Annotated in this window: 12 protein-coding genes; 3 read left to right on the top strand and 9 right to left on the bottom strand. The window is 65.8% G+C overall.

What is annotated here, in order from left to right; genetic code table 11:
- Positions 1-73 precede the first annotated feature (73 nt).
- The 4 genes from DIE17_RS06835 to DIE17_RS06820 all read right to left on the bottom strand — a co-directional run bounded on the left by DIE17_RS06835 (position 74) and on the right by DIE17_RS06820 (position 3,487).
- Positions 74-604, bottom strand: a complete 531-nt coding sequence (locus DIE17_RS06835; protein ID WP_124520439.1) for an SET domain-containing protein — start codon at positions 602-604, stop codon at positions 74-76.
- A gap of 188 nt (positions 605-792) precedes the next feature.
- Positions 793-1,905 (bottom strand): NADH:flavin oxidoreductase/NADH oxidase, encoded by a 1,113-nt coding sequence (locus tag DIE17_RS06830; protein ID WP_124486810.1) that lies wholly within the window; start codon positions 1,903-1,905, stop codon positions 793-795.
- 204 nt (positions 1,906-2,109) lie between these two features.
- Positions 2,110-2,820: a glutamine amidotransferase gene (locus tag DIE17_RS06825; protein WP_124520510.1), complete on the bottom strand. Its 711-nt coding sequence runs from the start codon at positions 2,818-2,820 to the stop codon at positions 2,110-2,112.
- Between the two features lie 28 nt (positions 2,821-2,848).
- Positions 2,849-3,487: a MarR family winged helix-turn-helix transcriptional regulator gene (locus tag DIE17_RS06820; protein ID WP_059682639.1), complete on the bottom strand. Its 639-nt coding sequence runs from the start codon at positions 3,485-3,487 to the stop codon at positions 2,849-2,851.
- Positions 3,488-3,543: 56 nt separating this feature from the next.
- Between DIE17_RS06820 and DIE17_RS37870 the strand changes: the two genes are divergently transcribed.
- A complete protein-coding gene (locus tag DIE17_RS37870; RefSeq protein WP_260426250.1) occupies positions 3,544-3,672 on the top strand; it encodes a hypothetical protein in 129 nt (42 codons plus the stop codon).
- Positions 3,673-3,992: 320 nt separating this feature from the next.
- Here the strand turns inward: DIE17_RS37870 and DIE17_RS06815 are convergent, their stop codons facing one another.
- The 3 genes from DIE17_RS06815 to mnmC form a co-directional block, all read right to left on the bottom strand.
- Entirely contained in the window at positions 3,993-5,108 is a 1,116-nt protein-coding gene (locus DIE17_RS06815; RefSeq protein ID WP_006490006.1) for a YbdK family carboxylate-amine ligase, read from the bottom strand.
- 14 nt (positions 5,109-5,122) lie between these two features.
- Positions 5,123-6,337, bottom strand: a complete 1,215-nt coding sequence (locus tag DIE17_RS06810; RefSeq protein ID WP_044845215.1) for a cation:proton antiporter — start codon at positions 6,335-6,337, stop codon at positions 5,123-5,125.
- A gap of 675 nt (positions 6,338-7,012) precedes the next feature.
- Positions 7,013-8,974, bottom strand: coding sequence for a bifunctional tRNA (5-methylaminomethyl-2-thiouridine)(34)-methyltransferase MnmD/FAD-dependent 5-carboxymethylaminomethyl-2-thiouridine(34) oxidoreductase MnmC (mnmC, locus tag DIE17_RS06795; RefSeq protein WP_124520438.1), 1,962 nt, complete (start codon positions 8,972-8,974; stop codon positions 7,013-7,015).
- A gap of 14 nt (positions 8,975-8,988) precedes the next feature.
- Here mnmC and DIE17_RS06790 point away from each other — a divergent pair, with 14 nt between their 5' ends.
- Positions 8,989-9,351 carry a hypothetical protein gene (locus DIE17_RS06790; protein WP_124486807.1) on the top strand — a complete coding sequence of 121 codons (363 nt, stop codon included), beginning with the start codon at positions 8,989-8,991 and terminating at the stop codon, positions 9,349-9,351.
- A 13-nt stretch (positions 9,352-9,364) separates the two neighbouring features.
- Positions 9,365-9,643 carry an HU family DNA-binding protein gene (locus tag DIE17_RS06785; RefSeq protein ID WP_006401505.1) on the top strand — a complete coding sequence of 93 codons (279 nt, stop codon included), beginning with the start codon at positions 9,365-9,367 and terminating at the stop codon, positions 9,641-9,643.
- Positions 9,644-9,777: 134 nt separating this feature from the next.
- On the opposite strand, the gene DIE17_RS06780 is transcribed toward DIE17_RS06785, so the two are convergent.
- Positions 9,778-11,091, bottom strand: a complete 1,314-nt coding sequence (locus DIE17_RS06780; protein ID WP_124520437.1) for a GTP-binding protein — start codon at positions 11,089-11,091, stop codon at positions 9,778-9,780.
- A 172-nt stretch (positions 11,092-11,263) separates the two neighbouring features.
- Positions 11,264-11,713: a lytic transglycosylase domain-containing protein gene (locus DIE17_RS06775; RefSeq protein WP_044845212.1), complete on the bottom strand. Its 450-nt coding sequence runs from the start codon at positions 11,711-11,713 to the stop codon at positions 11,264-11,266.
- Positions 11,714-11,981: the final 268 nt, after the last annotated feature.

The following is an 11,981-nucleotide window of genomic DNA, read 5'->3' as shown; positions in this document are numbered from 1 at the left end:
CATCAGGCTGGATGGACGGCCGAGTGGCGGCCATCCGGCGGTGAAGCAGCCGCGCGATGCGCGGCCTCACCGGTCACTTCTTCTTTTTCTTGTCCTTCGCGCCGGACTCGGACTTGCCGTCCTTCCTGTCCTTCTTCTTTTTCTTCTTGCCGTCGTCGTCCGGCGTGGCGAGCAGCGTGCCGCGGCATACGGTCGCGCCGCAATGGCACGCGTATTCCCGCTTGAGTTTCTTCGTCAGCTTCTCGTCGATCACGAGGCCGTAGTCGTAGAACAGCTCTTCTTCCGGCCCGATGTCGCGCAGTGCGTGGATGAACACGCGACCCTTGATCTCCTCGGCCTCGCAGTTCGGCGCGCACGAATGGTTGATCCAGCGCGCGCTGTTGCCGTCGATCTTGCCGTCGATCACCCCGCCCTCTTCCAGTGCGAAGTAGAACGTATGGTTCGGCTCGTTCGGGTCGTGCGGATGGCGGCGCAGCGCTTCCTTCCACGAAATTCGCTCGCCCTTGTATTCCACTACGCGTTCGCCGGCCTTGATCGGCTCCACCGCGAACACGCCCTTGCCGTGAACTCCCGAGCGGCGTACCGCGATCCTGCGTGAACTCATCGAACGAATCCTTTGAAGACGACTTGAATGGAAGACGGCCGCGCCTTCGTTTTGCGCGGCCCTGCGTCGCGCAAAACGAAAACGCGGCACCGGTCGGTGCCGCGTCGGGACATGCGGCGAATCACCCGCATCCTACACGTTCAAGATTGCTTCGCTCAACATCGCGCGCAATATTGCGCGCATGACGCTCAGCGCTGGCCGAATGCGATGTCGCCGAACAACGCCTTGTGCTCGCGCGGCTGCGAACGCCAGTACTGCGGCGGCGCCGACACCTGCGCGCCGAGCTCGGCAGCCGCATGCCACGGCCAGCGCGGGTCGTACAGCATCGCGCGCGCCATCGCGACGAAATCGGCGTCGCCCGACTCGATCAGCCGGTTCGCATGCGCGGGATCGTTGATCAGGCCGACCGCGATCGTCGGCATCCCGACCGCGCGCTTCACCGCCTGCGCGAACGGCACCTGGTAACCGGGCGACAGCGGAATCTTCTGTAGCGGCGACACGCCGCCGGACGACACGTCGATCCAGTCGCAGCCGCGCTGCTTCAGCTCGTGCGCAAACGCGATCGTGTCCTCCAGTTCCCAGCCGCCCTCGACCCAGTCGGTCGCCGACACGCGCACGCCGACCGGCCGGTCCGCCGGAAACGCCGCGCGCACGATCTCGAAGATCTCGAGCGGAAAGCGCATCCGGTTTTCGCGCGAGCCGCCGTATTCGTCGGTACGCTGGTTCGCAAGCGGCGACAGGAACTGATGCAGCAGGTAGCCGTGCGCCGCATGCACCTCGATCGCATCGATGCCGAGGCGCGCGGCACGCTTCGCGGCGGCGGCGAACGCGTCGCGGATCCGGTTCAGGCCGGCCGCGTCGAGCGCGAGCGGCGGCGTCTCGCCGTCCTTGTGCGGCAGGGCCGACGGCGCATGCGGCAGCCAGCCGCCATCGGCGACGGACACGAGCTGGCCGCCCTTCCACGGCACCTCGCTCGACGCCTTGCGCCCCGCGTGCGACAGCTGCATCGCGACGCGGACCGGCGAATGTTTGCGGATCGCCGCCAGCACGGGCTTGAGCGCTGCTTCGGTCGCGTCGTCCCACAAACCGAGGTCGCCGGCCGTGATGCGCCCGTCGGGTTCGACCGCGGTCGCTTCGATGCAGAGCAGGCCCGCGCCGGACAGCGCGAGATGGCCCAGGTGAATCATGTGCCAGTCGGTCGCCTCGCCGCGCTCGGCCGAGTACTGGCACATCGGGGAGATCACGATCCGGTTCGGAAGGGTCACGCCGCGCAGCGTGAACGGGGAAAACAGCGCAGTCATGGAGGCCGCTCGCCAGGAAAGGGAAACAGCGGACGAGCGTAGCATGCGGGCTCGAAGCCTGCTGGCGGCCGGTTCGGCAGTAAGCGGATGGTCAGGTAGCGCCGCCGCGCCGCCGGCAGCGATGCCGCGCGCACACGGCATGCAGCGGTGCGCCGGCCGGCAAGGCCTGCGGGCCGGTCACACGCGGCGCCGGCTCGCTCCGGATCAAAGCCCGACGCTGTCGAGCCACTCCGCGAACATGCGTCGCGCGGCCGCCTCCAGCGCCGGACCGTGCTGCACGGTGTCGGCGCGCAGCTGGCGTGCGTCGATGCCGGGCGTCGACGCGATTTCGCCGGCGTTGCCGATCAGCCAGGGTTCGAAGCGGTCGGCACGGATTTCGGGATGGCATTGCAGCGCCAGCACGTGCTGCCCCCACGCGAACGCCTGGTGGCGGCAGGCCGGTGTCGAGGCCAGATGGATCGCGCCGCCCGGCAGGTCGAACGTATCGCCGTGCCAGTGCAGCATCGAGGTCGCCGCGCCGTCGAGATGGCGCAGCGGCGACGCGCGGCCCGCGTCGGTGAGCGTCAGCGGCGCCCAGCCGAGTTCCTTCTGCGCAGCCGGATAGACGCGCGCACCGAGCGCGCGGGCGATGAACTGCGCGCCAAGGCAGATGCCGAGGATCGGCAGCCCGGCGTCGATGCGCTGGCGCACGAGCGCCGTGAGCGGCGCGATCGACGGATACTGCGCGTCTTCGTACACGCTGAGTGGCCCGCCGAGCATCACGAGCAGCGCCGGCTTGAGCGCGTCGAGCACCTCGACGCGCGACGCGCCGACGTCGACGTAGCGCACCCGCCGCCCGCGCGCCCCGAGCACCTGCTCGAAGCTGCCGAGGTCCTCGAAATGCACGTGGCGGATCGCCACCACTTCAGCGTTCATCATCGGCCTCCCGGTCGATCGACGGACGTCAGCCGGCGAACACCTTCCAGGTCTTCTTTTGCGTTGCCGCGTCGGCTTCTTCGTGCACCGAACAGTCCAGACGCAGATCGCTGTCGGCCATCGACAGGTCGAGCGCCGCGCAGTGATGCACGGTCTTCTTCGACTGCTTGCCCGGCTGGAAATGCGCGCACGTCAGGCACATGCGCTGCGGCGGCGTCGCACCGGCCACCTGCAGTTCGCGCAGCGTCTTCAGCAGCGCGCGGTACAGCGCGCCCTGCTCGTCCGCGCCGAGCTTGCCGACCGCCTTCGTCAGGAATTCCGGCCATTGCAGCGCCTTCTTCGCCGCGGTACGGCCGCGGGCCGACAGGCGCACGGCAAGCGCTCGGCCGTCGTCCAGCGCGCGGCGCTTCTCGACGAGCCCCTTCGTCTCCAGCGTGCTGACCGCATCGCTGGTGGTCGCAGCCGTGAGCTGCGTCTCGCGCGCGATCTCGCCGAGCCGCATCGGGCCCTTGCGTTGCAGCAGCAGCACGAGGATCTCGCCCTGCGTCGGCGTGAGGCCCGCGCCTTCCGCCCAATCCCATGCCTGGCTTCGCATGGCCGTACTCAACCGCAGCAAGCTGTGGGTCACACGTCCCGAAGCCTGATTCCCGTAAACGCCTTCGCTCATAGTCTTTTCGCTTTGCCGCCGCCCGGATTGCCGAGCAGCCGTAGTGTGGAGATCGAATGTCTATCTCAAAACAGACGCTCGTCGAGGAGCGTCGACACGGCCGTCGCGAGGCACACGCGGCGGTCGCGTTCGCGGCGACCGGTGAGACACAGGTCATTCCGGTGTCCGCAAAGCCGACATTCTAAGCGAGAGCGGAAAATCGCACAGCTAAGTTATCCCCTTCATTCTGTGGAAAATCGCTGGATAACCGGATTTTTTCGTTGTGCCGGCAATCCCTGCCGGCCTGACGGCACAACGCGCAAACATTTTCCTGTTCAAATCGGCCATCGTGCGGCTAGCGGCGATCCACCGGGTTATCCATGCCGCAGTGCGTTGACTTTGCAGCGGAATATCCAGTTATCCACAGATTTTCAGGATGACTGGCGACGCGGTACGCCCGAATCGGCGTCGACCGGCATTCAGCGAATCGCCGCGCGGTCGAGCCTGTAATCTGCAAAACATTTTTTCATTCACGCCAGCGCAGGCACTGCTGGCGGACCGTCTCGTTCAGCGATTTTTCCTGTTTGAAAACGGTTCTCAACCACGATGCGTCATTCACGCGCGCCTTCGCGAGCGCACCGATCTCGTCGAGTGCCGCGCGCGAACCGAGCGCGGCCGCATGCGGCGCGATCCGGTCGAGCGTGTCGAGGATGTCTTCCGCGATCGTGCGGCGCTCACCTGTCTGAGGATTGACACAGGTGCCCTCGAGCCCGAAGCGGCAGGCTTCGAAACGGTTGAATGTGTAGACGAGATAGTCGTCCTCCGACAGCTTCAGCGGCCGGTCGGTCAGCAGGTAGCGCGCGAGCGTCTGGATGTAGCACGCGATCGCGGCCGCGCGGTCGACCGACAGCGGCGTGTCCATCACGCGCACCTCGATCGTCCCGTAGCCGGGCTTCGGCCGGATGTCCCAGTAAAAGTCCTTCATCGAGTTGACGACGCCCGTGTTGACCATCTTCGTGAAGTACTCCTCGAAGCTGTCCCAGGTCAGCACGAACGGCGCGCGGCCCGACAGCGGGAACGCGAACACCGAATTCAGGCGCGCCGAATGGAAGCCGGTGTCGACGTTCTGCACGAACGGCGACGACGCGGACAGCGCGATGAAGTGCGGAATGAAGCGCGACATCGAGTGCAGCAGGAACAGCGCGCTGTCCGGATCGGGACAGCCGATGTGCACGTGCTGGCCGAACACGGTGAACTGCTTCGCGAGATAGCCGTACAGCTCGGAGATGTACTGGAAGCGCGGCGCGTCGTAGATCTGCCGGTCGCTCCATTGCTGGAACGCGTGCGTGCCGCCGCCGGCGAGCCCGACGTTGAGCTGGTCGGCCGCCTTCACCAGCACGTCGCGGATCGCGTGCAGCTCGGAGACCGCCTGCTCGTGCGAATGGCAGATGCCGGTCGACAGCTCGATCATGCTCTCGGTGATTTCAGGCGTGATGTTGCCGGGGAAGGTCTCGCCCTGGATCAGGCGCATCAGGTCGGATGCAGCCTTGGTGAGGTCGTAGTTGTGCGTGTTGACGACCTGGATCTCCAGTTCGACGCCGAACGTGAACGGTTCGGAATTGACGAAGGTTTCGAGTGCCATGGCAGGTTCCGGAATCAGTTTCTGTCGCTGCGTTCGCTGACCGCCGACAGGCAGCGGTAGACGACGAACGGGCTGACGAGCTGCAGGATCACGATCGTGCACATCACGATCGCGCGCAGGTGCGGGTCGAAATTCGGATAGAGCTGGTAGGTGTCGTCGACGAGCAGGTACGACAGCGCGGACATCGGTGTCAGCGCGATGCCGAGCGCGACGCCCTGCTTCATCCCGAGCCCGCTCGGCTTCGCGAACGCGACGACGCCGGCGAGCTTGGCGGCGAGCCGCGTGACGATCAGCGCGATCGCGAGCAGGCCGCCGAGCGCGATGTCGCCCCACGTGAACGACGTGAGCGTCAGCACGAACAGGATCACCGTCAGCAGCCAGCCGGCCGTGCCGAAATGCTCGGGCCACAGCTGCGGCCGCGCTTCGAGGTTCTTCACGATGATGCCGGCGAGCAGCAGCGTGAGCAGCGTCGACAGCTTCAGCGCCTGCGCGACCGCGATCGCGAGCATCACGAGCCCGAACAGCGCGACGAACGAATGCTCGTCGCGCATCGTCGCGGTCATGTGACGGAACAGGTAATTGCACGCCCGCGCGACCAGGTACGCGACGATGAACGAACCGGCGATCAGGTAGGCGGGTTGCAGGATCGTCGCGAAAACGTTCCCGTACGCTTCCTGGTGGAGCCAGCTCGTGACGAGCTTGGTCAGCACGATCGCGTACACGCTGTTCAGCGCGGTCAGCGTGATGAGGCGCTGCGACACCTGCCCTTCCGCGCGCAGCTCGGTCTTGAGCTGGATCACCATCGACGGCGACGTCGCGATTGCGATCGCCGACAACACGAGCGCGACCATGCCCGACACGCCGAGCGCGAGCATCACGAACAGCACGAGCACGAACGTCAGCGTCGCCTCGGCCAGGCTCGACGCAATGAGCCACGGATTGCGGCGGATCCATTTCAGGTCCAGGCGGCTGCCGAGCTCGAACAGCAGCAGGCCGAGCGCGACGTCGATCAGCAGCCGCGAGGTTTCGTCGGTGCTCGCGTCGATCACGCCGAATCCGAACGAACCGGCGATGAGACCGATCACCGCATACCCGGTGATGCGCGGCAGCCGCCATGCGCGATAGCACAGCTCGCCACACAGACCGGCCGCGAACAACGCGAGCCCGGCCCAGAACACGGCATCCGGCGCGAGCGGCCAATTGGGCAGGAATGAAAACGCCGACTTCATCGTGGTGACTTCTCCTTTGGAAGCAATCGCCAGCGGCGCGGGGTCAAGCGTCAGAAATGAGATGCGCGCCGGCTGGGTATCGCCCCGAGTGTGAATGTTGTGGTCGACGACGGCGGGACATGGGATCCGCCTCTTTCCGCCATCCGGCGGAACTGTCGTTCAGGCTGCCGATCTGGATTGTCGGCCTGGTGTGTGAACGGACTGCGCAGTCTCGATGATTCAGATTCGAAATCGAGCCGACCGTTCCATTGAAGCATGTCCGGCGCTTGGCCGAACGAACGCGAAGGAAACCGATTGTGCCACAGCTTTTTCGCTCCGGAACCGATTGAATCGACTCGCGGCGCTGTGAGGCGCCACAGGTCTTTGGTTTCAATGGTTTACTTGTATATATACGTAGTAGAAGTTAACAAGGCGCTCACAGTTCTGTGGATAACTTCGGTTTACGCAACAAGATCAAGGCGTTGGCGCGGCCATAAGTCGTTGCACAGGCTGTTTGCTCACAGAGGTTTGAGTTGGGCAACTTTCGGGCCGTTTCACAGCTGTGCCGAGTTGCCCAGTTTACGTCCACTGTGATTGCACACGAAGTGCGTGCGGATTTCGCGCGGTTATCCACAGCGTCGCGTGGATAACCTTGCGCGAAAAAATCGAAGGACTGTGAGGATTCGGCTGACGAGATCAGCCGATCTGGCGGCCGCGCAGCGCGCGGATCAGGAACCGGGCCGGGTCGACGGCATCGGCGAGTTCGCGCTCGAGCGGCAGCGGCTCGCCTTCCAGTTGCGACGCGATCAGTTCGGCGCCGAGCGCGGCCCACACGAGGCCGCGGGAACCGTAGCCGAATGCGCCGTACAGGCCCGCGGTGCGCGGCAGGTCGCGCGCCCTCGCACCGCTCAGCGCGCGTGCGTTCGCGACGGCCTGCGCTTCGTCGGCGAGCGGGCCGATCACCGGCACGCGGTCGGCGACGACCCAGCGAAACGCGACGCGCCCGCGCAGCGTATCGACGTCCGGCAGCTCGCCGATCAGGCCGGGCAGCAGATGCCGGACGCGCTCGATATTTTCGATATGCCCGGCGCCGCGCATCGCCGGATCGAGGTCGTCGGGTTCGAACGTCGCGCCGATCAGCAGCGTGCCGTCGTCGAGCGGTACCGCATAGCCGTCGCCGATCGCGGGGCACGGCAGCGGTGCCGTGCTGCCGGGCGGCAGCAGCGTGAGCTGGCCGCGCACCGGCTGCAGCGCGACGTGCCGCAGGCCCGCGAGACGCACGGCGTCGCCGGCGTTCGCGAGCACGACGACCGGCGCCTCGGCAAGCGTCGCGCCTGCCGCGTCGACGGCGCGCCACGTGTCGCCATCGCGCTCGAGGCGCGCGACTTCGGTGCCGGCGAGCAGTGTCACGCGTTCACCGGCCGCCGCGACTTGTGCGGCGCAGACCCCGGCCGGCCAGACGGCGCCGCCGTGCGGAAACAGCAGGCCGCCATGTGCGACCGGCAGGTTCAGATGCGCGCGCGCGGCGTCCGTGTCGAGCAGCGACACGTAGTCGGACGGTGCGCCGAGCGCGTCGAACGCATCGCGCATCCGCACGAAATCGTCGGCCGATTCCGCGAGATGGATCATCCCGCGCGTGCTGCGCGCGAACGCATGACCCGCATGCTCGAGCGCGCGCCAGCGTGTCAGTGCATGCAGGAAACCGCTGCGCGTGAGGCGGCTCGCGACGTTGTCGTCGCGCGTCATCAGTGGATGGAATACGCCGGCCGGATTGCCCGATGCGTCGCTCGCGATCCGCGCGTGCCGCTCGATCAGCGTGACGTTCCAGCCGCGCGCGGCGAGTCGTTCGACGACCGCGCAGCCGGCCAGCCCCGCGCCGATCACGATCGCGTCGCGCGCGGCAACCGGCAAGGCGCGCGGCGGTTCGTGCCGGCGCATCCGCCAGCGCGGTGCGTATTCGCCCGCGAGCATCGCGAACTTGCCGGCCAGCCCGGCCATCTTGCGATACGTGAAACCCGCTTCGAGGAGCGCTTGTTTCACCACGCCCGCGCTCGAATAAGTCGCAAAGGTCGCTTTCTCGGCGGCGATACGTGCGAGCGCGCGGAACACATCGGCCGACCAGAGATCCGGGTTTTTCGCGGGCGCGAAACCGTCCAGATAGAACGCATCGGCGCGGGCGACCAGTTTCGGCAGCATCTCGCACGCGTCGCCCAGCGCGAGCGTGAGCACGACCCGGCCAGCGTCGAATTCGAGGCGATGAAAACCGGGAACGAGCATCGGCCACGCATCGGCGAGCATTTCTGCTTCCGTCGATATAGTTGTGTTCGCAACCATATGGGACAGTGCCAGGCGCAGGTCATCGCGCGAAAACGGATGCTTCTCGAACGACACGAAATGCAGCCGTTCGCAGCGCGCGGGATCGTCGCGCCAGGCGGCCCAGGTCGCGAGGAAGTTGACGCCCGCGCCGAACCCCGTCTCGACGATCGTGAACGTGCGCCGGCCTTGCCAGCGCCCGGGCAGCGCGTTGCCCGCGATGAACACGTAGTTCGCCTGCGCGAGCGCGCCCGCGACGTTGTGATAGATGTCGCCGTACGCGGGCGAGATGAGGGTGCCGTCGTCGCGGAACGCGAGCGTGGCGGGAACGAGTCGGTCGGGCATGCGAAACAAAAAACGTGGCAGCCAAGCCTGGCAAGGGATTGCGCGGAGGCGTCCGGCGGGTCGTTGGCAAAAACCAACGGCGTTGCGCGGCGGCGGACCCGGCTGCGTATCCCGTCCGGTTGGCGCAGGTCAAAAAACGGGCAATCGACGATTCATTCGGCGAAATACCGATGAAAATCTTTGAAACCCTTGTCGTTATTGGGTTTGCGCTGCGCTATCATAGCAACGCCGTACCGCGGGGTGGCCTTCCGGCAAACCGGACGGCACGTCGCGCGGGCCAGGATTCGGCGCTGTGCCGTCGAAGTCTGACTCTCGACGGCACGGTTCGCGCACGTATAATCGGCGCGTTCGCGCTGTTCGTGTCAAACCTAACCTGAAAAAGGAACCTTAATGAACAAACAGGAACTGATCGACGCCGTCGCCGCCCAAACGGGCGCCAGCAAGGCTCAAACCGGCGAAACGCTGGACACGCTGCTCGAAGTCATCAAGAAGGCCGTGTCGAAGGGTGATGCGGTTCAGCTGATCGGCTTCGGCAGCTTCGGTTCGGGCAAGCGCGCAGCACGTACGGGCCGCAACCCGAAGACCGGCGAAACCATCAAGATCCCGGCAGCCAAGACGGTCAAGTTCACGGCTGGCAAGGCGTTCAAGGACGCCGTCAACAAGCGTTAATCCAGCGCCTGTTCCAGGAAAAAAACCCGCCTTTCGGCGGGTTTTTTGTTGGGCGCGCGCGGCATTTTTGCCACAGTTCGCGCCCCTCTTGCAAGATTTAACGGTTGCCTGTCGCAGGCCGTTTTTACCGCGTATTACGCGTGCACGATCTGCGTGTCGCCGGGATCGTCGTCGTCGTGCGCATCGACATCCCACACCGGAAACGGATCGTCGAACGTGCTCCATTGCGCCGCACCGAGCGCGAATTCCGCATCGGTGAGCAGGCATGCGTCGAGTTTTGCGCGCCATGTGTCGGCATCGAGCCCGATGCCGATCAGCACCAGTTCCTGACGGCGATCGCCGACCGAGCGGTCGTCGAGGTCGCCCTGCCACTCCGTGCGAATTTCGGCGAGCAACTCGTCGTCGTCCGGCCATTCCGCGCGATCCTGCGCGGCCCACCAGAGGCCCGCCGGACCATGCCGGCATACGCCGCCCGCCTGCGACAGCGAGCCCGCGATGTCGTTGCGCGTCGCGAGCCAGAAGAAGCCCTTGCTGCGCAGCACGCCCGGCCACTCCTGATGCAGCAGCGCCCAGAGCCGTGCCGGATGAAACGGCCGGCGCGCGCGGTAAACAAAATTGCCGATGCCGAATTCGTCGGCTTCGCCATGCACGTGCGCATGATGCGGATCGTGGCAGTCGGGATCGTCGCAATGCGTGTGATCGTGATCGAGCGACGCGAGCCAGCCCGGCGCGTTCGCGGCCTCGTCGAAATCGAAGCGGCCGGTGTTCAGCACTTCCTCGAGCGGCACGTTGCCGAACGTCGACACGACCTGGTGCGCGCGCGGGTTGAGCCGCGCGAGGATGTGCTGCAGGCGCGCGAGTTCTTCCGCGCCGACGAGGTCGGTCTTGTTGATCACGAGCACGTCGCAGAACTCGATCTGCTCGATCAGCAGCTCGACGAGCGTGCGATCGTCTTCGTCCGATGCGGCGATGCCGCGCGTCGCGAGCGCGTCGTCGGAACCGTAGTCGCGCAGGAAATTGTAGGCGTCGACCACGGTGACGAGCGTGTCGAGCCGCGCGACGTTCGACAGCGATGCGCCGTCGTCGTCGACGAACGTGAAGGTTTCGGCGATCGGCATCGGCTCCGCGATGCCGGTCGATTCGATCACGATCGCGTCGAAGCGGCCATCCGCCGCGAGATTGCGGATCTCGACGAGCAGGTCGTCGCGCAGCGTGCAGCAGATGCAGCCGTTCGACATCTCGACCAGGCGTTCCTCGACATGCGACAGCGCCTGCGCATCGCGTACGAGCGACGCATCGATGTTGACCGCCGCGAGATCGTTGACGATCACGGCGACTTTCAGGCCTGCGCGGTTCGCGAGGATGTGATTGAGCAGCGTGGTCTTGCCGGCGCCGAGGAAACCGGACAGCACGGTGACGGGCAACGGCTGGTTCATTGCCGGATTCATAACGATTTGCACCAACGGAAAAAAGGGAAAAGCGGCCGCGGCGCCCTGACGGGGCGCGATCGGCCCGGAGCCGGTCGCCCGGGCCGGTCGAAACCGCGGCGTGAGATCCGCATTGTGCATCAAACGCGCGCCGGCCGAGCGGCACGGCGTCGGCAAGCGCCGCGGCGCGGCGTCACTGCTCGGGCGGCATCAGCTTCCACTGCGTCAGGATCCCGGCGATCTGCCGCGCATACTTGTCGCGCAGCGACGGCGTTTCCGAATGATAGGCGCCGACGGCCTGCCATGTGTTGCCGTAGCGATTCATCTTCTGGCGCAGGTGCCACGCGGCGATGTAGACGTTCTTGCACGGCTGCATCAGCGTGTCGCGGCCGATGCCGTAGCGCGACAGCGCCGGCAGGTGGATCGAATTGATCTGCATCAGGCCGTAGTCGACCGAGCCGTTCGTATTCTTGTTCAGCGCGTCGGGCCGGTTGTGCGACTCCTGCCACGCGATCGCGCGCAGGATCAGCGGATTGACCTTCTGGTAGCGGGCGGCCTCGTCGAAACAATCCGCGCGTGCGCTTCCGCAGGCGAACCACACGCCGGCGGCGATCAACGCGATCGAAGCGAACCGTCTGTTCATGGTGCGGAAAACGAAAGGAATGGGCGCAAGGATCGGGAAAACCCGTGTCCGTTATTCGTGCGACTGGAAACGTGCCGCCCGTATCATACCGAGAGTCCGTCACGTGGCGACATGCGAACGACGGCTGCCCGTTTATACCGCATTTTCGTGTCGATTCATCGCAAAAACGACGGCGACGGACGGCATGCCGGGGCGGCGCCGAAATCTTACATATTGCATACGGCGCGCCGGATACATGTCGTATGTGAGACAGTCCTCGGCTCAATGT

This window comes from Burkholderia sp. Bp9099 (genome assembly GCF_003857805.1).
Lineage (GTDB): Bacteria > Pseudomonadota > Gammaproteobacteria > Burkholderiales > Burkholderiaceae > Burkholderia.
This window is presented reverse-complemented; position numbering and strand designations above follow the sequence as displayed.